The organism is Pseudomonas sp. MBLB4136 (assembly GCF_051904765.1).
Taxonomy (GTDB): domain Bacteria; phylum Pseudomonadota; class Gammaproteobacteria; order Pseudomonadales; family Pseudomonadaceae; genus Aquipseudomonas.
In genome coordinates this window covers 908,055-935,024 of sequence record NZ_CP196713.1, presented here as the reverse complement: position 1 = coordinate 935,024, position 26,970 = coordinate 908,055, and the positions used below count along the sequence as shown (strand labels likewise).

22 protein-coding genes are annotated in these 26,970 nt (G+C 61.8%); 11 read left to right on the top strand and 11 right to left on the bottom strand.

Annotated elements, in window-relative coordinates; translation table 11 throughout:
- Window positions 1–42: 42 nt before the first annotated feature.
- Together ACSX1D_RS04140 and ACSX1D_RS04135 are read left to right on the top strand one after the other, a co-directional pair.
- On the top strand, window positions 43–435 hold the full coding sequence (locus tag ACSX1D_RS04140; protein WP_439861106.1) for a GFA family protein: 393 nt from the start codon (window positions 43–45) through the stop codon (window positions 433–435).
- Window positions 436–559: 124 nt separating this feature from the next.
- A complete protein-coding gene (locus ACSX1D_RS04135; RefSeq protein ID WP_439861105.1) occupies window positions 560–1,057 on the top strand; it encodes a hypothetical protein in 498 nt (165 codons plus the stop codon).
- Between the two features lie 332 nt (window positions 1,058–1,389).
- Here ACSX1D_RS04135 and ACSX1D_RS04130 read toward each other — a convergent pair whose 3' ends face one another.
- The 3 genes from ACSX1D_RS04130 to ACSX1D_RS04120 all read right to left on the bottom strand — a co-directional run bounded on the left by ACSX1D_RS04130 (window position 1,390) and on the right by ACSX1D_RS04120 (window position 5,091).
- Entirely contained in the window at window positions 1,390–2,820 is a 1,431-nt protein-coding gene (locus ACSX1D_RS04130) for an IS1182 family transposase (RefSeq protein WP_439861104.1), read from the bottom strand.
- Between the two features lie 205 nt (window positions 2,821–3,025).
- Entirely contained in the window at window positions 3,026–3,706 is a 681-nt protein-coding gene (locus ACSX1D_RS04125) for a response regulator (RefSeq protein WP_439861103.1), read from the bottom strand.
- Window positions 3,700–5,091: an ATP-binding protein gene (locus tag ACSX1D_RS04120; protein WP_439861102.1), complete on the bottom strand. Its 1,392-nt coding sequence runs from the start codon at window positions 5,089–5,091 to the stop codon at window positions 3,700–3,702. Before ACSX1D_RS04120 ends, ACSX1D_RS04125 begins: the two co-directional genes overlap by 7 nt.
- A gap of 150 nt (window positions 5,092–5,241) precedes the next feature.
- On the opposite strand from ACSX1D_RS04120, the gene ACSX1D_RS04115 reads away from it, so the two are divergent.
- Genes ACSX1D_RS04115 through ACSX1D_RS04105 form a run of 3 tightly spaced genes read left to right on the top strand, consistent with a single transcriptional unit; the run spans window position 5,242 to window position 10,928 of the window.
- Window positions 5,242–6,405 (top strand): efflux RND transporter periplasmic adaptor subunit, encoded by a 1,164-nt coding sequence (locus tag ACSX1D_RS04115; RefSeq protein WP_439861101.1) that lies wholly within the window; start codon window positions 5,242–5,244, stop codon window positions 6,403–6,405.
- Between the two features lie 9 nt (window positions 6,406–6,414).
- On the top strand, window positions 6,415–9,543 hold the full coding sequence (locus ACSX1D_RS04110) for an efflux RND transporter permease subunit (RefSeq protein ID WP_439861100.1): 3,129 nt from the start codon (window positions 6,415–6,417) through the stop codon (window positions 9,541–9,543).
- Window positions 9,540–10,928, top strand: a complete 1,389-nt coding sequence (locus ACSX1D_RS04105) for an efflux transporter outer membrane subunit (protein ID WP_439861099.1) — start codon at window positions 9,540–9,542, stop codon at window positions 10,926–10,928. The genes ACSX1D_RS04110 and ACSX1D_RS04105 overlap by 4 nt, the downstream gene beginning before the upstream one ends.
- A 101-nt stretch (window positions 10,929–11,029) precedes the next feature.
- Here the strand turns inward: ACSX1D_RS04105 and ACSX1D_RS04100 are convergent, their stop codons facing one another.
- A complete protein-coding gene (locus ACSX1D_RS04100; RefSeq protein WP_439861098.1) occupies window positions 11,030–11,944 on the bottom strand; it encodes a LysR family transcriptional regulator in 915 nt (304 codons plus the stop codon).
- A 189-nt stretch (window positions 11,945–12,133) separates the two neighbouring features.
- Between ACSX1D_RS04100 and ACSX1D_RS04095 the strand changes: the two genes are divergently transcribed.
- Together ACSX1D_RS04095 and ACSX1D_RS04090 are read left to right on the top strand one after the other, a co-directional pair.
- Complete coding sequence (locus ACSX1D_RS04095) at window positions 12,134–13,303, top strand: MFS transporter (protein ID WP_439861097.1); 1,170 nt, start codon at window positions 12,134–12,136, stop codon at window positions 13,301–13,303.
- Between the two features lie 98 nt (window positions 13,304–13,401).
- Entirely contained in the window at window positions 13,402–14,583 is a 1,182-nt protein-coding gene (locus ACSX1D_RS04090; protein ID WP_439861096.1) for an MFS transporter, read from the top strand.
- A gap of 235 nt (window positions 14,584–14,818) precedes the next feature.
- Here ACSX1D_RS04090 and ACSX1D_RS04085 read toward each other — a convergent pair whose 3' ends face one another.
- From ACSX1D_RS04085 to ACSX1D_RS04070, 4 genes are all read right to left on the bottom strand, one after another.
- On the bottom strand, window positions 14,819–16,189 hold the full coding sequence (locus ACSX1D_RS04085) for a transposase (protein ID WP_439861095.1): 1,371 nt from the start codon (window positions 16,187–16,189) through the stop codon (window positions 14,819–14,821).
- A 178-nt stretch (window positions 16,190–16,367) separates the two neighbouring features.
- Window positions 16,368–17,165 (bottom strand): SDR family NAD(P)-dependent oxidoreductase, encoded by a 798-nt coding sequence (locus ACSX1D_RS04080; protein ID WP_439861094.1) that lies wholly within the window; start codon window positions 17,163–17,165, stop codon window positions 16,368–16,370.
- 11 nt (window positions 17,166–17,176) lie between these two features.
- Window positions 17,177–18,139 carry a TIGR03571 family LLM class oxidoreductase gene (locus ACSX1D_RS04075; protein ID WP_439861093.1) on the bottom strand — a complete coding sequence of 321 codons (963 nt, stop codon included), beginning with the start codon at window positions 18,137–18,139 and terminating at the stop codon, window positions 17,177–17,179.
- 62 nt (window positions 18,140–18,201) lie between these two features.
- On the bottom strand, window positions 18,202–19,188 hold the full coding sequence (locus tag ACSX1D_RS04070; protein WP_439861092.1) for a zinc-dependent alcohol dehydrogenase family protein: 987 nt from the start codon (window positions 19,186–19,188) through the stop codon (window positions 18,202–18,204).
- Window positions 19,189–19,426: 238 nt separating this feature from the next.
- Between ACSX1D_RS04070 and ACSX1D_RS04065 the strand changes: the two genes are divergently transcribed.
- Window positions 19,427–20,341, top strand: coding sequence for a LysR family transcriptional regulator (locus tag ACSX1D_RS04065; RefSeq protein ID WP_439861091.1), 915 nt, complete (start codon window positions 19,427–19,429; stop codon window positions 20,339–20,341).
- Window positions 20,342–20,463: 122 nt separating this feature from the next.
- On the opposite strand, the gene ACSX1D_RS04060 is transcribed toward ACSX1D_RS04065, so the two are convergent.
- Window positions 20,464–21,168: an SDR family oxidoreductase gene (locus tag ACSX1D_RS04060; RefSeq protein WP_439861090.1), complete on the bottom strand. Its 705-nt coding sequence runs from the start codon at window positions 21,166–21,168 to the stop codon at window positions 20,464–20,466.
- Window positions 21,169–21,289: 121 nt separating this feature from the next.
- On the opposite strand from ACSX1D_RS04060, the gene ACSX1D_RS04055 reads away from it, so the two are divergent.
- The gene (locus tag ACSX1D_RS04055; protein ID WP_439861089.1) at window positions 21,290–22,201 is read left to right on the top strand and encodes a LysR substrate-binding domain-containing protein; all 912 of its coding nucleotides are present in this window, start codon (window positions 21,290–21,292) and stop codon (window positions 22,199–22,201) included.
- Between the two features lie 101 nt (window positions 22,202–22,302).
- Here the strand turns inward: ACSX1D_RS04055 and ACSX1D_RS04050 are convergent, their stop codons facing one another.
- Window positions 22,303–23,046, bottom strand: coding sequence for an alpha/beta fold hydrolase (locus ACSX1D_RS04050; RefSeq protein WP_439861088.1), 744 nt, complete (start codon window positions 23,044–23,046; stop codon window positions 22,303–22,305).
- 146 nt (window positions 23,047–23,192) lie between these two features.
- The gene (locus ACSX1D_RS04045; protein WP_439861087.1) at window positions 23,193–24,032 is read right to left on the bottom strand and encodes a LysR family transcriptional regulator; all 840 of its coding nucleotides are present in this window, start codon (window positions 24,030–24,032) and stop codon (window positions 23,193–23,195) included.
- Between the two features lie 97 nt (window positions 24,033–24,129).
- Here ACSX1D_RS04045 and ACSX1D_RS04040 point away from each other — a divergent pair, with 97 nt between their 5' ends.
- Both ACSX1D_RS04040 and ACSX1D_RS04035 read left to right on the top strand, forming a co-directional pair.
- A complete protein-coding gene (locus tag ACSX1D_RS04040; protein ID WP_208708572.1) occupies window positions 24,130–25,323 on the top strand; it encodes a M24 family metallopeptidase in 1,194 nt (397 codons plus the stop codon).
- Window positions 25,320–26,963, top strand: a complete 1,644-nt coding sequence (locus ACSX1D_RS04035) for a choline dehydrogenase (protein WP_439861086.1) — start codon at window positions 25,320–25,322, stop codon at window positions 26,961–26,963. The genes ACSX1D_RS04040 and ACSX1D_RS04035 overlap by 4 nt, the downstream gene beginning before the upstream one ends.
- The last annotated feature ends 7 nt before the right edge of the window (window positions 26,964–26,970 follow it).

Here is a 26,970-nt window from a genome sequence, read left to right as displayed (position 1 = left end):
GCTGTAAAGATTTCGACCGTCCGATTGCAGAGGAGACGCGGCATGGAGCGATTCACCGGCGATTGCCTGTGCGGCAACGTGCGCATCGAGGCCTCGGGACGCCCCTACCGGGTCGGCCTTTGCCACTGTCTCGACTGCCGCAAGCACCATGGCGCGCTGTTCCACGCATCCGCGATCTTCCCCCAGGATGCGGTGAAGATCGAGGGCGAAACCCGCGACTACGCCGGGCGGTATTTCTGCCCCCGCTGCGGCTCATCGGTTTTCGCCCGCAGCGCAGACGAGATCGAAGTGAACCTGGGCGCCCTGGATGCCCCCGACCAACTGACGCCCACCTACGAGAGCTGGACCGTCCGCCGCGAGTCCTGGCTGCCGGCGTTTCCCCTTAGCCGGCGATACGCCCACGACCGCGAGGCCACGGGGCGCTTCGAGGAGTAGCCGGCCCAAGGCGGACGCTCAGCGCAGGAAAAATAGATCTGCCCCTTTTGGCCGACCGAATACAATAAGCGCCCGATTATCCCGGGCCATGAATATGGCTGCACCGAACAAGGAACTCGCCTCCATGGCCTCCCCAGACAAACAGAAGAAACGCGCCCAGAGGGCCAAAGCCAAGGCCAAGCAGAACCGCTCGGGCAAGTCCAAAGCCCATGCGGTGCATCCGCTGCTGGCCAATCCGCTGATCGACGAGCCCTTCGATGATGTCGAAATCGACCTGAGCACCTTCGACTTCAAGGACATCGAAGAGAACGGTTTCGACCCGGCGCACTTCGACGACCTGTTCCGGGCGATGAAAGCCGCCGAAGACATCAGCCTGCTGGCGATGTGCCTGGTGTTCCTGCAGTACCCGGTGCTGGAGCTGGTGGTCGCCGAGGAAGAGGAAGACCCGGCGATCGACTTCATGATGGGCCTGCTGATCACCTACCGGGGGCTCTTCCACGATGAAGACGAAGACACGGCGGTGGACTGGATCAGCGGCGAGGCTTTCCAGAATGCCTACAGCGAAGCATCGATAATCCTGCAGAAGAAATACGCTCGCGGCGCCCAAGGCTCCCGCGCTTAAAGCGGAAAGCGGAAAGCGGAAAGCGGAAAGGTTTATTCAAGTTATCAGGGGCAGACCACGATTCAGAAAATGGCGAGCGGGCCCCAGTTGGTACTGGCCTCGGGGCCTTAATAGTCTCAACTGATGGCTAGGGCAGCGGTCGCAGAGTGACCGCTTTCGGCCCAGGCCGTGTAAAAACGCAGCGGGTGATGGACAGCTGGAGATTGGATGGTCTTAGCGGCGCCCAGAGGCCCTATGGGCGCCTGGCATGTCCATCCGGGTCATTCAACTGATTCGGGCAAGTGCTGCTTCCGCGATGCTGTGCGACGATCTCAGCGGGCCGCTAATGGGGTTCAGGCCTTCATCGCGGCCATCAGCGCACTATTGCCCAGCAGGCTCAGCACCCGTTTGAAGTTGTAGGCGAGCACATGCAGGCTCATTTCTGTGCTCACTCGATCGAGCGTCTTGGTGAGGAAATGGGTGGCGCCCATCCAGGCCTTCAATGTGCCGAACGGATGCTCCACCGTTTGGCGACGGATCCGCATCATCTCGGGCGCTTGATCCAGGCGACTCTGCATCGCTTCGAGCACTGCCTCATGCTCCCAGCGGCTCACCCGGCGCTGTGGGCTCGGCGTACAGTGCTCTTTTAACGCGCAACCTTGGCAGTGCGAACTCCAGTAGCGGTGCAGCTTCAGCCCTTTCTCGACTCTTGCAAAACGCCAGATCAGGCTTTGCCCAGCAGGGCAGCGGTACTCGTTCTTGGCTGCGTCATAGATGAAATCACCTTTGCCGAAGCGGCCAGCCGCTGTCGCCCCCGAGGTCAGCGTCTTGGGCACGAAAACGGTGATTCCAGCCTCATGGCACGCCAGGATTTCTTCGCCTTTGAAATACCCTCTGTCTGCGACCGCCGAGAGTTCCTCGACACCCATGGCCTCTCGCGCCTGCTTGGCCATGGAGCTCAGTTGGTCTCGATCGACTCCGTCGTTCGTGACCTCGTGCGTCACGATCAGGTGGTGCTTCGCGTCGACCGCCGCCTGCACGTTGTAGCCGACCATTCCGCTGCCCCGGGTCTTCATTGAGCGGGCATCGGGATCGGTCAGGGAGATCTGTTTATCCGGTGTTTCGTTGAGCTGACCCTCGATTTCCTTGAGTTCCCGGAGCTTAGTTTTCAAGGTCGCGATCTTGTCGTGGAGGCGTTCGGCTTTGACCTTCGCCACGGCCGGTTCCTGACGATCAGCGGTATCCAGTGCGGTCAGGTAACGGTTGATGCTGGACTCGATCTCCTCCATTCGCCGCTGAAGCTTGGCGCTGGTGAAGTTGCGGTCGCGATTGTTGACCGCCTTGAACTTGCTGCCATCGATGGCTACCAGCGCTTCCGAGAACAGGCCAAGCTGCTGGCACAGCAGCACGAACTGCCGACAGACACCGCGGATTGCCTTGCCGTTATCCTTGCGGAAGTTGGCGATGGTCTTGAAGTCCGGCATCAACCGTCCGGTCAGCCACATCAACTCAACGTTGCGCTGAGCCTCGCGTTCGAGACGTCGACTGGACTGGATGCGGTTGAGGTAACCGTAGATGTAGATCTTCAGCAGGTCGGCAGGATGGTAAGCGGGCCGACCTGTTTCAGCCGGGACGACACCCTCGAAACCCAGTTGGCCAAGGTCGAGTTCATCGACGAAAACATCGACCACCCGCACCGGGTTGGTGTCCGCCACGTAGTCATCCAGGCTCTCGGGAAGCAGCGCGCTTTGGCCTCGATGCTCTCCCTGGATAAAACGCTTCATCGGCATCCCCCGCTGATTTGAATCCATCAAATCACAGCAAGGTCGATGCCAACGTTTTTACACGGCCTGGGCCAGAAGCTGCCATTGGCTGTCTACAAAGTCAGTGGCGACTCAGTGAGTACTAAATTACCCCGGGATGACCATCGCTTTCTCTGAAGCCAGATTCCTCTAAAACTTTGGAGAGAATGTGAGCGCCCCCCAATGCCTAAAGCTCCAGCTTATAGCCCACCCCATAAATGGAATGGATCAGACCCTCCCCATGGGCAACCCGCTCTAATTTCCGGCGAAGATTCTTCACATGGCTGTCGACGGTGCGGTCGGTTACCACTCGATGATCGTCGTACAGATGGTTCATCAGCTGATCACGGGAGAACACCCGCCCCGGCGCCGCCGCCAAGCAGTGCAGCAGACGGAACTCCACCGGGGTCAGGCCAAGATCGATTCCGGCAAAGCGGGCCCGGTAAGCGTCGGCATCCAGCTGCAAGCCACTGGATGCCTGTACCGGACGGCGCCGCAGGATAGCGCGAACGCGGGCCATCACCTCACGGGGACTGAACGGCTTGCAGATGTAATCGTCTGCGCCCAGGTCCAGCCCAAGCAGGCGATCCACCTCCTCGACTCGCGCAGTGATCAGCATGATCGGCACCTCGCTGAATGTGCGTAGCTCGCGACAGATCGCCAGACCATCCATTCCCGGCAGCATGATGTCGAGCAAGATCAATTCGGGCTCGACCGCACGGACCGCCGGAACCACGGCTAGACCATCAGCAAGGCAATCCACCTGATGGCCGGCCGCCTGCAGATAATCGCGAAGTATCGCGGCCAGCTTGGGCTCGTCCTCCACCACCATGATGCGCGCAGGGCGCAACGCCTCATTGCTCAGCATTGGATGGGCTCCCGCGGCAGGCGCAGACACAGCCATAGCCCGCCCAACGGAGATGGCCGAGCCTCAAGGCTACCGCCATGGGCTTCGGCAATACTGCGGCAGATCGCCAGACCCAGGCCGGAGCCACCACTGGCCCGCCGGCGCGACGCCTCACCACGATAAAAACGCTCAAACAGGCGCGGTAGATCAGCCTCGGCCACCCCGGGCGAAGAATCTAGCCAATCGAGGCCGACCTGTCCGGGCTCGCCGTATAGATGAATGCACAGACGCCCGCCGGACTCGGTATAGCGCAGGCTGTTTTCCAGCAAATTGCCGAACAACTGGCGCAGGCGATCTGCATCTGCAAGTACCGGCAGCGGCGCCGTAGGCAGTTCCAACTCCAGCGACAGGCCTCTTTCCTGGCAACGCTCGGCAGCGCCCGCCAGGGATTGCTGCAGCAACACCACCAGATCCACGCGGCTCTTGCGATAGGTCAGCGCGCCAACGTCAGCCAGGGAGAGCTCATAGAGGTCATCGACCAGATTGCTCAGTTGAGCGACTTCCTGCTGCAATGAACACAGCGAGTCGCCGTCAAGCTTGCGCACGCCATCTTCGAGCGCCTCCAGCTCGCCACGAAGCACCGCCAACGGGGTGCGCAGTTCGTGTGAAATATCCGCCATGAAATCACGGCGCATTCGCTCATTGCGCTCCAAGGTGTGGGCCAACTGATTGAAGTCACGGGCCAGCTGCCCCACTTCGTCATCTTCGGGGACCACTACACGCTCGGCATAGTCGCCTGCGGCTAAGCGGTGAGTGGCCGCAGCCACCTGGCGAACCGGCGCCAGCAACCGTCGTGAGGTCCATCCGGCAATCAGTGCGGCCATCAGTAGGGCCAGCGTCCCGATACCAATGCTGGCCAATAACTGTCGTTTGAGCAGCGCCGCACCGCCTGCTTCGGTGACGCTTTGGAACGGCGCCATGGCCAACCAGCCGACCGTTTTTCCTTGTACCTCGATCGGTATGTGCGGGTCGCTCGCGCGCGGCTCGACAAAACCGACGAGCAGCTGCTGACGCTCATCCAGCAAGGCGATACGGAACATCGCGCCAGTCAGGTCAGAGACCGGCACCGTCCAATTGGCCGGGTTCGGGTCCAGCCTGCTGGGCGGGCGTATCAGCTTTAGCCAGTTCCTATGCTCAGCACGCAGCTCATCCCAGCTGCCGTGCTGGATGTAGTAATCACGCAGGTTGGGTACCACGCTGCTCATGCGCTCCTCGGCCTGGCCGTTGATATAGCCGAGGAACCCGCTCGCGAAACTCACCTTGTCGGCCACGCCCATGGCTAGAACAGCCAGCAAGGAAGTGCCCAGTACGGCGAGAAAGAGTTTGCGTGACAAGCTGAGTTTCATGACGAGCCAATGTGCGGATATATGTGCGTATTAAGAGCGAGCGCCCCACAGCTTTCAACGCTTAGGGAGGAATCTCCAAATTTTCTGCACATTTGCCCAGCAGGATGAACGGCATAGACACAGCACGGCCCTGCCGGTTGGAGACCTTCCATGCCCAGCCTCACCCCTCGCACCCTCGCTACCCTTGCCTTGGCGATAAGCCTTGCGTTAACCGGTTGCTCGCCCGCGCCCAAGCCGCCACAGAAAGGCCCAAGGGAAGTTGGCATCATCACCCTGACGCCACAACCACAAACCCTGACCAGGGAACTGCCAGGGCGCACCAAGGCGTGGATGAGTGCGCAGATTCGCCCCCAGGTGAGTGGCATCGTCAAACAACGGCTGTTCACCGAAGGCAGCGTAGTCAAGGCCGGAGATGCGCTGTACCAACTCGATCCAGCCCCCTATCAAGCGACTTACGCCCAGGCCAAGGCCGGTGCAGCCGAAGCCAAGGCCACGCTTGCATCCGCCCAGCTCAAAGCCAAGCGCTACGTCGAACTGGCGAAAATAGATGCCGTCAGCCAGCAAGACAATGAGGACGCCCAAGCCAGCCTCTACAGCGCCGAGGCTGCATACCAAGCGGCCCAGGCCAATGTTGAAAGTGCGCGCATCAATCTCGGCCACACCACCATCACGGCCCCCATCACCGGCCGCATCGAGGCTTCCAGCGTCACCCCTGGGGCACTGGTGACAGCCAGTCAGGACGGCGTGCTGACCACCGTGCAGCAGCTTGATCCGCTGTATGTCGACATTACCCAGTCCAGCGCCGAAGTGCTGCGCCTCAAGCGCGAGCTGGCGGCTGGAACCCTCGCAGGAGCCGATCAGGACAGTGTGAATATCGACTTGATTCTTGAGGACGGCAGCCACTATGCCCACGCCGGACAGCTGCAATTCAGCGCGGCCAGCGTATCCGAGAGTACCGGCAGCGTGACCTTGCGCGCCGTAGTGCCGAACCCCGACGGCCTGTTGCTGCCGGGTATGTATGTGCGTGCCGTAGTGACAGCAGCCATCGACCCGCAAGCGCTACTGGTGCCGCAACGCGCGGTCACGCGCAGCCACAGCGGTGCGACCAGCGTGCTGGTAGTGACCGATGACAAGGTTGAGCAGCGCGTGGTCAGCATCGAACGCAGCGTTGGTAACCAATGGTGGGTCAGTAGCGGATTGTCCGCGGGCGACCAGGTCATTGTCGAAGGCGGGCAAAAAGTACGCATTGGCGATGCCGTCAGCAGCGTGAAGGTCCAGCCATCGGCTGGCCCCGCAGCAGTGGCGAGTAACTGAGGGCTGCACATGGCACATTTCTTTATAAACCGGCCAATCTTCGCCTGGGTCATTGCGATCGTCATCATGCTGGCCGGCGGCCTGTCCATCAGCCAGCTACCGCTGGAGCAATACCCAAGTATCGCGCCGCCCACCGTGCGTATTTCTGCGACCTACACCGGGGCCTCGGCGAAAACCATCGAGGACTCGGTGACCCAAGTGATCGAGCAACAAATGAAGGGGCTCGATAACTTGCTGTACATGTCCGCCAGCAGCAGCTCGGCAGGCAGCGCCAGCATCACCCTGACCTTTGCCGCCGGCACCGATGCCGATGTGGCGCAAATGCAGGTGCAGAACAAGCTGCAGCAGGCCGAATCACGTCTGCCCCAGGCGGTACAGAACCAGGGCATCACCGTCACCAAAGGCAGTTCCGACTTTTTGCTGATCGTCGCCCTGAGCTCAAGCAACCCGACCGTCGGCAGCACCGACATTGGCGACTTTATCGACAGCACACTGCTTGACCAGGTCAGTCGTGTCGACGGCGTCGGTGAAGTGCGGATGCTCGGCTCGGCGTATGCCATGCGTATCTGGCTGAACCCGGCCAAATTGCAACAGTACGCGCTGATGCCCAGTGATGTGAGCAACGCACTGGAGGCGCAGAACACCGAAGTATCCGCCGGCCAGCTCGGCGCATTGCCAGCTGCCGCGGGGCAGGAACTGAATGCCACCATCAGCGCACGTAGCAAGCTGCAGAGCGTAGAGCAATTTCGCAACATCGTCCTCAAGTCCGCCAGCGACGGCTCTCTGGTGCTGCTGTCTGATGTCGCGCGAGTAGAGCTGGGCAGCGAGAGCTACGACGTGGTGACCGCGCTCAACGGCAAGCCCAATTCGGCTATGGGCGTAACCCTGGCCACAGGTGCCAATGCGCTGGATACCGCCGCGGCAGTCAAGGCCAAGGTGGCCGAACTGGCAGCGAACTTCCCGGCCGAAATGCAGCTGGAAACCTCCGTGCCGTACGACACGACGCCGTTCGTCAGCCTGTCCATCGAGGAAGTGGTCAAAGCGCTGTTTGAAGCCATCGCTCTGGTGGTGCTGATCATGTTTCTGTTTCTGCAGAACTGGCGCGCAACCCTGATACCTGCCATCACCGTGCCGGTGGTGCTGCTCGGCACCTTTGGTGTACTGGCCATGTTCGGCTATTCGATCAACACCCTGACCATGTTCGCCATGGTCTTGGCGATCGGCCTGCTGGTGGATGACGCCATCGTAGTCGTAGAGAACGTCGAACGGGTGATGGCCGAAGACGGCTTGTCACCGCTGGAAGCAACGCGCAAATCGATGGGGGAGATCAGCGGTGCCCTGGTCGGCATAGCCCTGGTGTTGTCGGCGGTGTTTGTTCCGATGGCCTTCTTTGGCAGCTCCACCGGAGTGATCTATCGGCAGTTCTCGGTCACCATCGTCAGTGCCATGCTGTTGTCTGTTCTGGTGGCCATGACCCTCAGCCCGGCCCTGTGCGCCACCCTGCTCAAACCCAACCACAGTGACACTCCGCGCCGCGGCTTCTTTAGCTGGTTCAACCGCACCTTCGAGCGCAATGCTCAGCTCTATCAGCGCAACATTGGCAGTGTGCTGCGCCACAAGCCACGCATGCTGGCCCTCTACGCACTGATTCTGGTGGCGCTGGCCGTGGGTTATACGCGCCTGCCGGGCTCATTCCTGCCCGATGAAGACCAAGGCATGCTGATGGCCATGATCCAGCTCCCGGTCGGCGCCACCGATGCGCGCACTCAGGCTGCCACCCAGCAGTTTGTCGACTACATCCGCGCTCAGCCGGAAGTCGATGCAGTGGTCACAATCACCGGCCTGGGGCTGAATGGTAATGCGCAGAACTCTGGTCGTGCCTTCATCAAGTTGAAAGACTGGAGCCTGCGTGAAGACGCCGAGCAGGCCGCTGCCGCCATCGCCAGACGGGCCACCATCGCCTTGTCGTCATTGCGCGATGCGAACATTTTCGTCATTCAACCACCGGCCATTCGCGGTCTTGGCAGCAGTTCCGGCTTTAGCCTGCAACTCAAAGATGTCGGTGGGGTCGGGCACGATGCGTTGATTGCCGCGCGCGACCAGTTCCTCAGCCTGGCCAGACAAAGCAGCAAACTGGTGGGGGTGCGCAACACTGGCCTCGACGACACGCCGGAGCTGCGTGTGGCGATCGACGACCGCAAGACCGGCGCCTACAACCTGGCCACCAGCGACATCAACAGCACCCTGGGCACCGCCATGGGCGGCAGCTACGTCAATGACTTCATCCACAATGGCCGGGTAAAGAAGGTCTACGTACAGGGTGATATCCAGGCGCGCATGCAGGCTGAAGACATCAATCGCTGGTACGTACGCAACAGCAGTGCCGAGATGGTGCCCTTCAGCGCCTTCGCCAGCAGCACCTGGAGCGTCGGCGCGCCCCTGCTTGAACGCTACAACGGCAACTCTTCAGTAGAGCTCGTGGGCGATCCGGCCGCCGGGGTCAGTTCCGGTGAAGCCATGGATGAAGTGGAAACCCTGCTCGCCCAGCTACCGGCCGGCATTGGCTATGAATGGTCGGGACAGTCTTACCAGGAGCGCCTCTCCGGCTCGCAAGCACCGTTGCTGTATGCAATCTCAATCCTGTTCGTATTTCTTTGCCTGGCCGCGCTGTATGAAAGCTGGTCAGTGCCTTTCGCGGTCATGTTGGTGGTGCCGCTGGGCATCGTCGGTGCCGTGCTCGGCACCGCTGGCGCCGGGCTGGCCAACGACGTGTACTTCCAGGTCGGTCTGCTGACCACCGTGGGCCTGGCGGCGAAAAACGCGATTCTCATCGTCGAGTTCGCCAAGCAGCTTCAAGAACAGGGTCAGGATCTCGTCGGCGCGACGCTAGAAGCTTGCCGTCAGCGCCTGCGACCAATCCTGATGACGTCCCTGGCGTTCATGTTCGGCGTGCTGCCGCTAGCCCTGAGCAGCGGCGCTGGCGCCGGCGGGCGCCAGGCCATCGGTACCGGCGTACTCGGCGGCATGTTCAGCGCCACCGTGCTGGGGGTTTTCTTCGTACCGCTGTTCTTTGTTCTGGTCCGACAGCTAGCCGCCCGGCGCGCTCCAGCGCCCCATGGCGCAGGAGTAGAAGCATGATTCGCCCATCTCGTTGCATCCCGTTGCTGTCAGCCCTGCTGTTGGCTGGCTGCGTCAACCTGGCCCCGGACTATCAACAACCACCGGCACCGATTCCCGAACAATGGTCGGTAACGAACACATCCGGCAGCACCTCGATACAGATCGGCTGGCAAGCTTTCTTGCTCGACACACGCCTGCGGCAAGTGGTTAAGCAAAGTTTGGCCAACAACCGTGATCTTCGTGTGGCCTCACTGAATGTCGAGAAGGCGCAGGCTCTGTACCGGGTGCAACGTGCCGAGCTTCTGCCCACGCTAGACGCAGGAGCCAGCGCCAGCCACGGCCGTACGTCGAACAGCCTGAGCGGTACAGCTAGCACCAGTCACCAATACAGTGCCGAACTGGGCCTTAGCGCTTACGAGCTGGATGTATTTGGCCGTATCCGCAACCTCAGCGACGCCGCCCTGGAAGACTACCTCTCTCTTGAGCAGACCCAGCGCAGCACGCAGATCAGCCTGGTGGCCGAAATCGCCAATGCCTGGTTGACCCTGGCCGCCGACCGCGACTTGCTTAAACTGGCCGAGGAAACCCTGGCCAATCAGCAGGCCAGCTACAACCTGCAACAACGCAGCCATGCCCTAGGCAACACCTCTGGCCTGGCCTTGGCTCAGGCGCAAACCACCGTTGAGTCGGCCCGGGGCGATGTAGCCAACTATCGCAGCCAGGTACGGCTGGATATCAATGCACTCAATCTGCTGGTCGGTGAAAGTCTGTCAGAGTCAGTCCTGCCAGCGGGACTGGCCGACGACGCCGCACAGCTCCTGAGTATCCCCAACGGTCTGTCGTCAAACCTGCTGTTACAGCGACCCGATGTGCTGGCCGCCGAACACAGTTTGAAGGCGGCGAATGCCAACATCGGCGCTGCTCGTGCGGCATTCTTTCCGAGTATCAACCTGACGACTGTCGCCGGTGTGGGCAGCAGCGAACTCAGCTCACTGTTCAAAGGCGCCGGCACCTGGGGCTTCGCCCCAAGCATAACCCTGCCGATCTTCGACGCGGGCAGCAACCGAGCCAACCTGAATGCCGCGCAAAGCGAGAAGGCGATCCAGGTTGCTACCTATGAGAAGAGTATTCAGGTCGCCTTCAAGGAAGTTGCCGATGCACTGGCCTCACGCGACGCCCTCACGGAACGCCTGGATGCACAGCAGGCACTCACTGACGCTACCGCCAAGAGTTTTCAACTGGCTGATGCCCTTTATCGCAACGGTGCCAGCAGCTATCTGGATGTCCTCGATGCGCAGCGTGAGCTGTATGCCGCGCGGCAGAACCTGATCAGCCTGCGCCTGATCGAACAAACCAATCGCATCACCCTGTACAAGGCTTTAGGTGGTGGTGTCGACGACTAGATTCCAAACACTTCATTACTGATGCACGGCTGCGTTTTACAAGAAGGGAACCATTCTTTCGGCACACGACCGGCGCATTCAGAGCGATGAATCAACGCAGATCACTCAGGTTCCATCTGCGCTTTAATCTGCTCTCGCATCTGGCCGACCTCCTCCAAGAAGACTTCAACGGTCGGCCGCAGTGGATTCCCAAGGTAGTGCAGCTCTAGCGCAATGGGCGGCGGAGCTGGATACAGTTTGAGAAAGACACAGCCGTCACTTTGCAGATAACGAATGCAGGCCGGCGCGATCGCCAAGCCCATGCCGCTGGCTACCTGACTGAGCAGTGTCTGCATCTGCGCTGGCTGGCGTACCACTCGCGGGGAAAAGCCCGCCTCCCCGCATGCGCTGATGATTCCGTCGAACAGGCCACTGGCTTGCCCACGTTCGAAAAGCACGAAATCTTCTCGAGCTAATGCCTTGAGTGACAGCTGCTTACCCTTGGCCAACGGATGCGCTTGCGGCAGGACTGCCATCAAACGGTCCTGGTAGAGCAACAGGCTTTCCAGACCCGGAGGCGCAGGCTTGGGCAACGGCCGTGAGAAACCCAGGTCAATTTCGTCGCGGGCGAAGGCTTCAAGCTGCTGTTGAGCAGTCATCTCGAAAAGCTCGACGTGCACCTCCGGATTACGCTGACTGAAGTGCTGCAATAGAGTAGGCAAGAAGCGTGCAGAGGCCGAACTCATGTAGCCGATTCGCAGCTGACCACTTTGGCCACGGGCCGCGCGCGTCACCCGCTCGCGCGCCTCGACCTCAAGCGCGAGTAAACGACGGGCATCCTCCAGCAGCACCTCACCGGCGGCAGTAACCCTCACCTCCCGCGTGCTGCGCCACAGCAGCGGCGTACCCAGCTCCTCTTCCAGTTCGGCAATCTGCCGGCTGACGGCGGGTTGGACCGTATGCAGCAGACGTGCAGCGGCCGAGAAGTTGCGTAACTCCGCCACCGCGACAAAGGTTCTGAGGGTTTTGAGCTCCATCACGCCGCCTTGATTGATACCAATCCAGCATAGGTTAGATACCGTATCATCATTTCTGTTATTAGATAGGCATCACTAGAATCTGCGCATTGCTCGCTACACGGGCACATTCGCAGAGACTCAAATATGTCATCTACCCACGCGAACCAGGCATCAGTACCCCCTGCCGGGATAGAGGCGCCCTCCTGCGTGTTGCTAGTACTCATGGCCATGGCCGTCGCCTTCACGGCGGCCAACCTTTACTACTACCAACCTTTATTACCCGCGCTGCGTGATGACCTATCGTTGAGCGACACGCAGTTGGGCCTGGTGCCTTTCGCCACCCAGATCGGCTACGCCGCCGCCATTCTCTTGATCTCGCCGCTGGGCGATGTCATGCCACGCCGCAAACTGATTGGGTTGTTGTCCTGCCTTCTTGTGGGCGCGCTGGTGCTGCAGGCCACGACGGTGAGCGGTCTGATCCTGGTGCTTGGCACTTTTCTGATGGGCCTCGGCGCCAACATCACCCAGCAACTGATTCCACTCGCCGCCTCTATGTCCTCACCACAACAGCGCGGTCGAGTGCTGGGCACGCTGATGAGTGGGCTGACCGCAGGCATTTTGCTGTCTCGCGTGCTCAGCGGCAGTATCGCCGAGCACACGGGCTGGCGGGCCGTGTACGGGATGGCCGCTTCCACAGCGCTGATCTGGGGGCTGTTGCTCTGGCGCCTGCTGCCAAACGAAACCTCGCAGGTCGCCGTCATGCGTTACCCAGCGCTGATCGGCTCGATGTTCAGCCTCCTGCGCAGGCATGCCCTGCTGAGGGTCTCGGCACTGACCGGCGCGCTGTGGTTCGCCGCCTTCAACGCGGTCTGGGCGAGCTTCTCGCTGCACCTCACCAATGCACCACTCAACCTGAACCTGCAACAGGCGGGCATGTTCGGTATCGCCGGCATGGCCGGCGTTGTCGGCGCCAAAGTGTCCGGTCGCTGGGTCGGGGCATTGGGCACCTGGAGGACTATCTGTTCGGCGCTCTTGGTATTGCTGGTAGGCACCTTGGTGATGTGGGGCTATTCGTACTCACTCATCGGCTTGGTCACCGGCATCGTACTGATAGACCTCGGTGTGTTTGCCGCCCAGGTGCCCAATCAAGTGCGCGTATTCGCTATCGAGCCATCCGCGCAAAGCCGGCTGAACGCCGTGTACATGCTGTCCTATTACCTCGGCGCCGCCATTGGCTCCGCCTCCGGCGTCCGAATGATGACGGCATACGGCTGGCAGGGTGTGATGGGGCTCAGCGTCGCCCTGTCAGCGAGCGCACTGCTTCTGCACGTTGCCATGCGCTGGACAGACAAGAGCTTCGAATCGGCTGCCGCCTGATCGTAGGCAACATTTTTATCCCCAAGAGCCGGTTGTATAGCGCCGGATAACAGTGCGCGGGGAACCCGTCGCGCCATCATCAAACAAGGTTCCTGTTCATGAATGGAAAACCCAACACCTGCCCAGCCTCTCTCTCGTCACGCGGACGCTTTACCCTGCTGGCCGTGGCCTGCCTGATCATCATGGTGGGCTCGGTAGTAGCGCCCGGCTTGGCCATCATTTCTTCTGCTCTGGGTGTGAGTAGCCACGCCAGCTGGCTGGTCACCCTTCCAGCACTGGGCGTTATTCTTTTTGCGCCACTGGCCGGGCGCTTGATTGATCGTGTTGGTGCCTATACGGCGCTGCAAATGGGCCTGGCCAGCTACGGTCTGCTGGGCGTAGCTGGCGCCATGCTGTCAGGCCCGGCGCTGGTGTTTGCCGACCGCGTATTATTGGGAGGCGCTACAGCCGTGGTGATGGTCTCTGGTACCAGCCTGATCTCGCATTGGTATCAGGGGCATGAGCGTCTCAAGGTGCTCGCCCAGCAAGGCATGGCTATCGAACTAGGTGGCGTGTTGTTCCTCACTGCCGCCGGCATTCTTGCCGGGATCGGCTGGCATTGGCCCTTTGCGGTCTACCTGCTGGCTTGGGTCATGCTGTTGATGTTGCGTGCATGGGTACCCAGTCGCACACCCTCAGATGAACACGCTGACATAGCGACAGATACATCCTCTGATTCTGTTACCGGCATGGGATGGGTCTACCTCGCAGCCACAGCAGCGATGATGTTGTTCTTCACGCCCTTTGTATTGCTACCACTGGAGTTATCCGGCATGGGCTTGGGCGAGACGCAGATCGGCTTCTTTCTGGCTGCCATCTCATTGGTAGCGGTTGCGGCAGCCATGCTACTGCCTTGGGTTGCCAGGCAGATCGGCGAGATCATTACCCTGACGCTGGCCTTTGCAAGCTTCACGACCAGTCTGATCCTGTTCGGCCTCGCCGAGGACATGCAGTTAATGAGTCTCGGCGCCCTCTTTTCCGGTATCGGCTTCGGCTTCTCGATTCCGCTGGTGAACCACATGACAGTGGCGCGCACACCAGCCGCAAGGCGTGGCTGCAATTTAGCTTACCTGTCGATGGCCATCTTCTCGGGCCAGTTTCTGACCTCACTGCTGGAATTCATCCCTAGGCAAGCGGCTCTGATCTTCACAGTAATGGCGGTTGCAGGTAGCGTCGTCACGCTGATCTACCTGCTGATTTGGTGGTACGAACGTCGCTTACCGAATGCGCAGCATGCTTGAATGTGCTCGTACGGCAGCGTCCACTATGAATCGCCCCGGGATTCTCAGGCTCTATACAAGCGGCCGCTACTGGCCGATTCTGTTGAAAAAGTAGGTTCAGCGGCAGCCAGCCGGCCGGATGTGCCTGCTGTCGAAGTGGCTGGAAGCCACTTCAAGTTGCCTTTCGGCGTATCACTGAGCTTCCTTGCCCAGGTCTGAAGGTTATTTCGAGGGTTTCTGCTCGCCGCAGGCGCACCTATCCCGTGATCGGCGGCCCGTGAGGCAGTAGCTTGGCCATACGTCTCAGGTTTTGCACGGTCGCCGCCAAGGTGAATTCGTCAGTCGCACCCGTCAGTCCACGCAGTCGTAAACGGTCGAGTTTCATGATCCGTTTGAGGTGGGCGAACAGCATCTCCACCTTCTTCCGTTCGCAACGAGAGACGAGGTATTCCGGCGTCTTGGCGATGCGTCGCGCCACGTCACGGGCCGCTTCATGGATGCTCCGAGCGATCTTGCGGAATGCGGTATTGGGGCAGCACTTCGCTTTCAGCGGGCAGGTGGCGCAGTCAGTTTGGCTGGAGCGGTAGATGATGGTGTTGGCCTTGGTCACCCGCGATCTTTGCTGGGTGAAGGTGCGCCATGCACTGCGCAGCGGTTTGCCGGCTGGGCAGCGGTATTCATTGGCCTCCTGATTCCAGTGGAAGTCATTACTGGAGAGGCTGTCGTCCTTGCGTTCGGTCTTGTCCCACACCGGCACATGCGGCTCGATGTTCTTCTCTTCGACCATCCAGGCCAGCATCGGCGCAGTGCCATAGGCGGTGTCGCCGATGAGGCGTTCCGGTGTGAGGTCGAACTGCGCTTCGACACGCTCAACCATCGTCCTGGTCGAATCGACCTCGGCGGTACGATGCGCCGGAGTCGACTCTACATCCATGATCACGCCGTGCTCGGTGTCGATCAGGTAGTTGGTGGAGTAGGCAAAGTAAGCCGGGCCGCCTGGCGCTGCTGTCCAACGGGACTGAGGGTCGGTGAGCGAAATTTTCTTGGGAAGAGTCTCAGCCAGCGCCTCTTCATCAAGGGCTTCGAGGTACTCGCGTACGGCGCGGCTGCTGAGCTTTGGATCACTCCAATCGACTTCATCTCCCGCCACCCCACGTTGCCGGCTGGCATCCGCCTTGATGATGCTGGCGTCGACGGCGAAGCCTTCGCCCTTGACCAGGCCGGCCGCCATGCAGCGTCGCAGCACCTCATTGAACAACCAGCGGAACAGGCCGCTGTCACGGAAGCGGCCGTGGCGATTCTTCGAGAAGGTCGAGTGATTGGGGACTTCATCCTCCAGACCCAACCGGCAGAACCAACGGTAGGCCAGGTTGAGGTGCACTTCTTCGCATAGCCGTCGTTCGGAGCGGATGCCATAGCAGTAGCCGACGACCAGCATGCGCACCATCAACTCCGGGTCAATCGAGGGTCGCCCGATGGGACTATAGAAATCCGCCAGGTGGGCGCGCAGGTCACTGAGATCCAGGCACTGGTCGATGCTGCGCAGGAGGTGTTGCGGCGGGACATGCTCTTCCAAGTTGAACGAGTAGAACAGCCGCTGCTGTCCTCCCGGTAACTGTCCCATCATGCTGTTCGCCCCCGCGCTCGCTGACAGAGCAATTCTGCCGGCGTCTCGGGGTGGCAGCTACTTTTTCAACAGAATCGGCCGAAAGCGGGCATCTGCCCAAGGGGCGTCGGCCCGAAGTAGACAGTGCTGACATGCATCTAAATCCAGCTTGGTGATGTCAGGACAGACAAGAGTGGCGCTAGCTATATTTCGCCAGCACCACCTCGATAAGCTGAACGGCCTCTTGGCACTTCTGCAGATCCAGCGCGTCAGGATGCGGCGCGGCGAAGCAGCCGGCGTCATTGTCGAAGTAACGGCCGGAGGCTGTGGCGAACTCATCCGAGAGTGCCGCCCTGACCAATATGTCCGCCCCCGTACGCAGGTCCTTGCCGGCCATGCCGAAGCCTTCCTTGACCATCTTGGTGGCCAGCAGGGAGCCGGGATTCACCGCCACCAGCAACGGCCCCCTGCCCTTCAGCGCATGCGCCATGCCATGGGTCCACATGGTCAGGGCCAGCTTGCTCTGGGCATAGCTTTCGAACTGGTCGGCAATCGGCGTCCGCCCAGCCAACGCATCCAGGTCAACGGGCGCCTGCGCGGCAGACGACAGGTTGACCACCCGGGCATCCGGGCCCAGCACGGGCAGCAGCCGCTGGGTCAACAGGTAGGGGGCGAGGGTGTTGACCGCGAAGCGCACATCGAAACCCTCGGCTGTGCGGCTTTGCTCGGAGCGGAAGATGCCCGCGTTGTTGATCAGCACGTCGAGCCTGTCGTGCTGCTCGATGATGGCCTGGGCGAGCGCCACGACTTCGCTCGGGTCGGACAGGTCGGCCAGGTATGTCTCCGTGTAGCCGCCCGACAGCGCCTGCCGGGCCGCCTCCAGCTTTGCCGGATTGCGGCCATGCAACAGCACCCGATGCCCCTGGGAACACAGGAGCTTGGCCGTTTCCAGGCCGATGCCGTCCGTGGCGCCGGTAATCAGAATGGTCTTTTGCATGGGTCACCTCCTCACGCAGTAAAGTCCGGCAACAGCGCGTCGGCGATGCGCTGCAGCGTGGTTTCGATATCGGCCTGGTTGAAGCGCAGGTTCAGCGCCACATGGTTGATGCCGATGGATTCGAGCGATTTCAGGTAGGCCCGCAGGTAGTGGATGCCCGCGCGAAAGCCGAGGTGGATCGCCTGGGGCGGCGCATCATCCTTCTCGAGCAGGTCGATATAGAGCGACTGCATGGCGGGCTTGATCCCGTGGCCGGCGGCAGCTGCCCGAGCTCGCCAGTCGCCGATGATCTGCTGCTGAACCGCCACGGGCCGCGGGTAGGTAATCCAGCCGTCGCCATGACTGGCCAGCCAGTCCGGGTTCTGCTGGCTGGCGCCGGTGATCAGCAACGGCACTTTTTCTGCGACGGGCTTGGGCAGCATGTCCATGCCCCCGCCAGGGCTGCCATAGCGGTTGTCGAACGCAGGCGCGTGCTGCCAGACCCGCTGGATGTAGTCGAGGCTGTCGTGAAAGCGCGTGCCACGATCCTCATAGTTCAGTTTGAGGGCCGGGTATTCGTCCGGCCGGTCGCCCGAGGCGACGCCCAGAAGCAGGCGACCGCCCGACAGGGCGTCGGCGCTGGCAGCGGCCTTGGCCACATGGGCCGGATGACGCAAGGGCAGCACGAGACTGGCGACGCCCAGCGCGATGCGTTCGGTCTGCCCGGCCAGCAGGCCCAGGTAGACAAAGGGATCGTAGAGCTGGCCGGCATCGCCGAATGACGGCACGTTGAACGGCACATCGCGCAGCCAGACCGCGGCGAACCCCAGCTGCTCGGCCAGCCTGACCCGCTCGAGGTGAGCGCGCATCGAGGGAACAGGACTGTCCGCATAGCGCTCGATGGGCACCACGAGGCCGAGGCTTAGCCTGTTCAGGCGAAAGACAGCCTCGTAGCCCTGATTGATGGGGGCGAACCCCTGTTGTTCGGACAGCATTGCTGCACCTCTTGCCATGAGTGCGGCGGGCTCCAACCCTGGGCCCGCCCCACCGTGCGTGGTCAGACCTCGACCACTACCTTGCCGATCGCCTGGCCGCTGCCCAGGCGTGCATGGGCCTGGCCGATGTCTTCGAGGGCAAACCGCGGGTCGTCCAGCAGCGGCTTGAGGGCCCCGGCATCGGCGATCTCGGCGAGCTTGGTGAGAATGGCGCCATGCTCTTCACGCTTGTGGTTGTGCAGCATGGGGATCAGCATGAACACCACGTGCACCGACAGGCCCTTGAAGTGCACGGGCGTCAGGTCAAGCTCCAGCATGGAAACGGTGGTCACCACCTGAGCATTCAGCGCGGCGGCCTCGAAGGAATTGGCCATGTTGGCGCCGCCAACGCTGTCGAAGACGACCTCGAACCCCTTCCCGTCGGTGTGCTTCGCCACATAGTCGGCGACCGACTCGCTCCTGTAGTTGATCGGCGTGGCGCCATAGCCCTGAATCACGCTGGCCTGCTGCTCACCCGAGCAGGTGGCGTACACCTCCGCGCCTAGGTGCTTGGCCAGTTGCACGGCCACGTGGCCAACTCCACCGGCACCACCGTGCACCAGCACGCGCTGCCCGGCGTGGGTGCCGGCGCGCTGCAGCCCTTCGTAGGCGGTGATGCCCACCAGTGGCAAGGCGGCCGCCTCACGCATCGACAGCGACTTGGGCTTGTGGGCCAGCAAGCGGGCGTCGGCCAGCATGTACTCGGCCAGCGTGCCTTGCAGGTCGGCCAGACCACCGGCACAGCCGTACACCTCATCGCCCGGCGCAAAGCCGCTGACGCCTTCACCGACGGCCTCGACGGTGCCGGCGAAATCCATCCCCAGCACGGCGGGCAGGGCCGGCGACAGCGGCAGGTCCTGGCCCATCTGGCGGATCATGGTGTCGACGGTGTTCACGCTGGTGGCGGCGATGCGCACCAGCACATGGCCTGCCCTGACCACCGGCTTCGGCAGATCGGCAACCTGGAAGGCGGCGTTTTCGCCGTACTGCTCGAGGATCATCGCTTTCATGGGGAAATCTCCTGCTTATATCGGGAAGTGGTCGAGGCACTGAGAGCAATACAGGCTGTGTGCGGACCACTCGGTGTGATGCTTCAGGCTGACTCATCCAGCCCATGATTCGAGCACCCTGAACTGACGGCTTGCCGTGAGCGCTGTGTGCTTGATGGGGTCAGCATATTTGACAGACAGACCATTGATAATCGACCATCACAAGCAATAACTTTTTAGATTTTGTTGAATATCGACCATGAACATCGAGCATCTCAAGCTCTTCGTCAGGCTGGCGGTCACCCACAACATCAGCCAGGCCGGCCAGGAATTGGGCCTGTCGCCGGCGGTGGCCAGCGCCCATATCAGCAAGCTGGAGCAAGGGCTTGGCGTGCGTTTGCTGCATCGCACCACACGCAAGGTGTCGCTCACTCAGGAGGGCGAGGCCTTTCTGCCCTATGCCGAAGAAGTGCTGGCCAGTGTGGAGATGGCGCGCGCCTCGGTGGGCGCGGGCAGCACGGCGCCCAGGGGGACGTTGCGGGTCACGGCACCCGCTTCGTTCGGGCGCATGCATCTGCTGCCTTCGCTGAAGACGTTTCTCACCCGTTATCCGCACCTGTCGCTGGATCTGCGGCTGTCCGACTCGATCGTCGACCTGGTCGAGGGCGGCTTCGATATTGCGATCCGCAATGCCGAGCTCAAGGACTCCAGCCTGGTGGCCCGCCGGCTGGCGCCGGACCGGCGCATCCTCTGCGCCGCGCCGGAATATCTGAAGCATTACGGAGAACCGCTCTCGCCCCAGGATCTGCTCAATCATCAATGCATCAATCTGCTGGGGCTGGAGACCTGGGTCTTCGCCACGGCGAATGGCCCGCTCAGCATCAAAACCCATGGCCAGCTGCGTACCGACAACGGTGAGGCCATGCGTGACGCCTGTGTCAGCGGACTGGGCATCGCCATCAGCTCGACCTGGAGCGTCTACCAACACCTGGCGCGTGGCGAACTGGTCCAGGTGCTACCGCACAGCCCGCTGCTTGCACAAACCGCGATCTGGGCGATGTACCCCAGTTCACGCCTGCTAGCCCCCAAGGTGCGGGCCTTTATCGATTTCTACGCCGAGTATTTTGGTGAGGAACCTTACTGGGACCAGGCGCTGCCGGGTGCGGAGTATTGAATCGGCCCGCGCGCCTAGATGCCTAGACGCCTCTACGTGAGACCCGTTCAGCTTGGTACGGATCAGTTTGCTCTTGGCTGGCTTCTGCCGGCTCCCTGCTCCCGCTAGGGTCGTTCCCTTGATCAGACCGAGCGGGTGATGCCGCCATCGACCCGCAGGTTCTGCCCGGTGATGTAGCCCGCCCCCTCGCTGGCGAGGAAGGCGATGGTCGCGGCTATCTCCTCGGCGCGTCCGTAACGGCCCATGGGGATGCGCGTACGGAACTCCTCCTTCTCCGGCAGGCTGTCGATGAAGCCTGGCAGCACATTGTTCATGCGCACGTTGTCGGCCGCATGGCGATCGGCGAAGAGTTTGCTGAACGCCGCCAGGCCGGCGCGGAAGACACCAGAAGTCGGAAACACCGGGTCGGGCTCGAACGCCGCGAAGGTCGAGATGTTGATGATGCTGCCGGACTGCTGGGCGACCATGGCTGGCGTCACCAGGCGCGTCGGGCGGATCACGTTCAGCAGGTAGACCTCCAGCCCTCTGTGCCACTCTTCGTCGCTCAGCTCGAGCACCGGTGCGCGCGGCCCATGGCCGGCGCTGTTGACCAGCACATCTATGCGCCCCCAGCGTTCAAGCGTCAGGTCTACCAGGCGTTGCAGATCATCGTTCGACTGGTTGGAGCCGGTGACGCCCAGCCCACCCAGTTGCTTGGCCAGCTCCTCGCCCTTGCCCGAAGCCGACAGGATCGCCACCTTGAAGCCGTCGCTGGCCAGCCGTTTGGCGCTGGCTGCCCCCATGCCGCTGCCACCGGCGGTAATGATGGCTACTTTTTCTATAGTCATGCTGCCTCCTCATGAATGCCGGAAATCGCTGCTGGAAATCCGTATGAATTCCCTGAACTATAGGGATATGAGCGCCCGCGTTCGAACCAGATCGACTGCCTTGTGACTATAGAAAAACTACATGACTACAACTAACTCAACGCGGCTGCCGCCGCTCAATGCCCTGCGCGTCTTCGACGTGGTCGCGCAGCAGCTGAACTTCCGCTTGGCGGCCGAACAGCTGAACGTCACCCAGGGGGCGGTGGCACAGCAGATTCGCAAGCTCGAGGATGATCTGGGCATCCGCCTGTTCATACGCGAGGCGCATGGGGTGGCGTTGACGGACGCGGGACGGACCTTCCTGCCTAACATCCGCCGGGCCTTCGAACTGATCGGCGACGCCACGGCAAACCTGCGCACCGCCCCCACTCGCCTGACGATCAGCGCGACCCCGACCTTTGCGGCCAAATGGCTGCTGCCCAGGCTGCCCGGATTCGTCGCCGCCCATCCGCTGATCGACCTGCGCATTCTGGCGAGCGAGCAGCTGTCGAGCTTCCACGCCGATGGCGTCGACCTGGCCATTCGCCAGGGACGACCGCCGTTCGGGCCGGGGCTGGAAGTGGATTTTCTGTTTGCGCAGACACTGATTGCAGTCTGCAGCCCCGCCCTGCTTGCGTCCCTGGACGCACCGATGACCCCGGCGAACCTGCGCGGCCAGGTGCTGCTCGAGGACAGCCACAACCTCTGGCCCGAGTATCTTGAACGGGCCCTGGGCCAGGCCAATGCCATCGGGAGCAAGCGCATGCAGTTCAACCAGACCAGCCTGGCCATAGATGCAGCCATTGCTGGCCAGGGGTTCGCCCTGGCCAGCCGTTTTCTGGTGCAGGCAGAACTGGCCTCGGGTCTGTTGGTGCAACCGTTCACTGCCGAAATGCGCGGCACCCAGGACTTCTACGTCGTGGCCCCCCGCCGGCAACGCCACCCCGAGCCGACCCAGGCGGTTCGGCAGTGGCTTATGAGCGAGAGAGGGGCGGAACTACCCGACTTGCAGTGAACGCTCGCTCCTTGCCGGGCTCCGCGTCCGCTGCCTGGCGGAAGTCGCCCCAAGGCGCCTGTCGTATCAGGCGAAAACCAGCCAATAGCCGACACTCGGCTTCAGGCGGAGCCGATCTGTTTGAGCACTGCCGCAACGATCGCCTCCGGGCGATCCTCTTGCATGAGGTGCCCGGAGTTTTCAACCAGGAAACACGGCCGATCCGAGATCGACTCGGCGAGCACTTTGCCCTTCTCCGCTGGGATCCAGGCATCCTCCTGCCCCCACAAGACCCTGACAGGACAATCCATTGCGCCATAGAGGCCCTGAACCTCATCGGTAAACCGTTCATCCATCTGCGCAATCTGTCGATAGAAGGCCGCCTGGCCGACTGCTCCCACCCATGGATTGCTGTACAGCTGCATCGCCTCCTCGGACAGTGGATTACACGCGGCGGTTTGCAGATACGCCCTGAGCAAAGCCTGGTGCATGTAGTCCGGCATGCCGGCGAATGCGGCCTCATGCTGACGAACATGGCGGACGAATGGCGAGCCCCATGGGGCTAACGCCACAGCGTCGAAGATCGTGAGAGAGGAATAGCGAAGCCCGTTCAGGTAGTAGCCACGCAGGGCCGTGGCTCCGCCAAAATCGTGGGCCAGAACGTCAGGTCGGCTGATGCCCCACTCCTCGAAGAGGGCGGCGAGCACCTTGTTCTGGATTGCCAGGGAGACATCCTGGCCCGCCCGCATTTCGGACTGCCCGTACCCCACCAGATCGAAGTAATAAACCGTCCTCTGATCGACCAGATGGGGAATGATTCTGCGCCAGACCTGGGATGAGAACGGTGTGCCATGGATAGCGACCAAGGGGGCACCACTGCCACAGCGTCCCCACCTCACTGCATTCCCTTCAATCACCGACGTATATGGCAAATCCAACATAGCCTTGTCTCACAGGGTCATTTAGCTGAAAGACCAGTGTAGTGGTCTGCTGATCCAGGCGAACGCTGGGATTAACCCAGGAGCGCTCGCCTGAACTTGGACGCGACACTATGAGTCTTGCTGCCGTCGGCACCGACGCCGGCAATCAGGACGAAGTTCAGCATCAGCGAATGGGACGGCCTGATCTCCTTGGAGCGCACGAGTCTGCCGGCCATGGATACCGGCAAAAAGGCCTGGCAGAACCCTTCTTCGACGCCATCTCGCAGGGAGGCGACTGTCGCGGCCTCAAGCACCAGCTTGTGCTCACGGGGCACGGTCTTCAGGTCTTCGAGCGCGCGATCACGCAAGATGCAGTTGGTCGTCAGCACCCCCACCTTGGCTTTGCCGTCCTGGGTTCTTGCGCCACCAAACCAGGCGATTTCTTCCGACCAGAGATGAGCCCCCTCATCGGTTCCGGGCTCTTGCGCCACGATGGCCATATCCAGTGCACCGGACTGGATGCGTGCTCGCAGCGAGCGACTGGGTTCGAGAATGATGGTGGGAGTGAGCTTGGGGAACTCACGGCCAAAGATGGGCAGAAGTTTCTGCAGCAGCGTCGGCGCATAGTCGGTGGGGGTGCCGAAACTCAGTTTGCCGAACAACTCGCCCTGGCGCAGATCGCTGAGCAGTTCGTAGTTCAGGCCCAGCAGCTTTTCGCCCTTCTCCTTGAGGATGTCCCCGGCGGCGGTCAGGGCAATCCCCTGATTGCTGCGTTCCAGAAGCCGCTGGCCCAGCAACTCTTCGAGCCGCTTGATCTGCATGCTGACAGCGGCGGGGGTTTTATTGAGCCTTTCGGCCGCGGGTTTGAAGCCACCTTCCTGCAGGACGGTCTGGAACGTCCGAATGAGTTCGAGGTCTAGCGCCGGCAACATGATTAAATTTCCCTTACCTACAAGGTAAAATTATTTAGTTTTTATTAACCATAGCAGCCTTCCATACTCGCCCAACAGCCTTCCTTTGGAGTGAGTCATGCTGGATCTGTCCGCCACCCTCGACCAGAAACGCGTCCGTGCCTATCGGCTCGAGCGCACGCGCGAACTGTTGGCCCACTTCAAGATGGACGCGGCGGTGCTCTTCGATCCGCTGAACCTGCGTTACGCGACCGGTTGTCGCAACATGCAGGTCTGGACCTCGCACCACCTGGCGCGCTACGTCTTCGTCCCGGCGGCAGGACCCGTGGTGCTGTTCGACTACGGCGGTGCGCTGCACCTGTCCGATGACCTGGAAACCATCGACGAGGCCCGACCGGCGAAGTCCTGGGATTACTTCGGCTCCGGCAGCCGCGCCGAAGAGCACGCCGGCAAGTGGGCCGAAGAGATCGTCGACCTGCTGCACACCACCTGCGGACGCGGCGCCACCCTGGGCATCGACCGGGCCGATCTGCTGCCGCTGTTGGCCCTGCAGAAGCGCGGTATCCAGATGATGGACGCCAAGGCGCCAATGGAGATCGCCCGCTCGATCAAGTCGGCCGATGAGGTGGCGATCATCAGGAACTCGATGCAGGTCTGCACCGATGCCATCGCCTTCATGCGTCAGCACGCCGTGCCCGGGGTGACCGAGAACTACCTGATGTCGCTGATGAACCAGTACAACCTGGAGCATGGCGGCGAAGCGCAGGAGACGCGCTTGCTGAGCTCGGGGCATCACACCAACCCCTGGTTCACCGAGACCTCGAGCAAGGTGATCGAGGCGGGCGAGATGCTGGTCTTCGACAGCGACCTGATCGGCCCGGACGGCGTCTTCGTCGACCAGACCCGCGCCTTCGTGATCGGCGACAGGCGGCCCACGGCGGAGCAACGGCGCCTGTATGCCCACGCCCATGAGCAGTTGCAGCACAACATGGCGCTGCTGCGCCCGGGCATGAGCTTCGCTGAATTCGGCGAACTGTCCTGGAAGATGCCCGACATCTATGTGCCCAACCGCTATGCCGAGATGGTCCACGGCATCGGCTTCGGCGTGGAGTTCCCGGTGATCTACTACCCCGAGGACCACGAAACCTGGCAGTACGCCGGCACCTTCCAGGAGGGCATGTGCGTGTGCGTCGAGAGCTACATCGGCGCGGTCGGTGGCGATGAAGGGGTGAAGCTCGAACAGCCCGTGCTGATCACCAAGGATGGTCCCGTGCCGCTGAGCGACTGCCCGTTCGAGGAGGACTATCTGTGAACAGCCGTTACGACTACATCATCGTTGGCGCGGGCACCGCCGGCTGCGTGCTGGCCCATCGGCTGAGCGAAAGCGGCGAGTATTCGGTGCTGTTGCTGGAGCATGGCGGCGATGACCGCAGCTGGATCATCCAGATGCCGGCCGGCTTGCGTTCGGCATTCAAGCCGACGAGCACGTACAACTATTGGTTCAAGACCACGCCGCAGCGCCAGCTGAACAATCGTGCGATCGACCAGCCACGCGGCAAGGTGCTGGGCGGGTCGTCCTCGATCAACGGCATGACCTTCTTGCGCGGCAATCCGCGCGACTATGACGACTGGGCGGATATCGAAGGCTGCAGCGGTTGGTCCTTCGCCGATTGCCTGCCGTATTTCAAGAAGCTCGAGCGGCGCGACGGTCCGGCGGACGACTACCGCAGTCATTCGGGCCCGGTGGGGGTGAAGACCCAGCAGGACCTCAACCCGTTGAACGCCGCGTTCCTCGAGGCGGGCCAGCAGGCCGGGCATGCGCTGACTGAGGATGTGAACGGCTATGCGCAGGAAGGCGTGAGCCGCTTCGAGATGTCGGTGGAAAAAGGCGTGCGCAGCAGCTCCGCGCGTTCCTACCTGCATGCCCAGGCCAAGCGCGCCAATCTGCATGTGGTCACCGGCGTCAAGGTCTTGCGGGTCATCGTCCAGAACGGCCGCGCAACGGGCGTGGAACTGGCCAAGGGCCGGCGCATCCACAGGGTGCAAGCCTCACGCGAGGTGGTGATGTCGGCCGGGGTGTTCGGCACGCCGCAGATTCTGATGCTCTCGGGGATCGGCCCCGAGAAGCATCTGCGCGAGCACCGCATCGAGGTCGTCCACCCTGCGCCCATGCTGGGCGAGAACCTGCAGGACCACCTGGAGGCGCATATCCAGGTGGAGACGGACCAGCCGGTGTCCCTGAATCGATACCTCAAGCCCCATCTGATGCTCTGGGCCGGGCTGCAGTGGTTCGGCTGGAAGGGCGGCGTGGCCTCGATCAACCAATGCAATGTCGGGGCGTTCCTGCGCACCGATGCGGATGTCACGCACCCGAATATCCAGTTCCACTTCTTCCCGGTGTTCTTCGGCGAAAACTGGATCCCGAACCCGGCGAAAAACGGCTATCGCCTGGGGGCAGGCCCGATGCGCCCGGAAAGCCGCGGCAGGGTCCGGCTGGCCTCGGCCAATCCGCTGGATGCGCCGCTGATCGACCCCAACTACCTCGCCACCGAGCGGGATTGGTACGAGATGCGCCAGGGCCTGAAGATGGGCCGCGAGCTGCTGTCGCAGCCTGCCTTCAAGGGCTTCCACCGACGGGAGGACCTGCCCGGCGTGAATGTGCGAACGGATGCGGAGCTGGATGAATTCATCCGCAAGGATGCCTCCTCGGCCTTCCACCCCTGCGGCACGGCACGCATGGGGGCGAGCGGCGATGAGCGCGCCGTGGTGGACCTGAACCTCAAGCTGCGCGGCATCGAAGGGTTGCGCATCGTCGATGCCTCGGTGATCCCCGCCGTGCCCAGCGCCAATATCAATGCCTGCGTGTACATGATCGCCGAGAAGGCCGCCGACCTGATCCTCGGCAAAACGCCTCTGACTCCAGAGTTCGTTGCGTATCACCGTGCCATCTGAAAAGGAG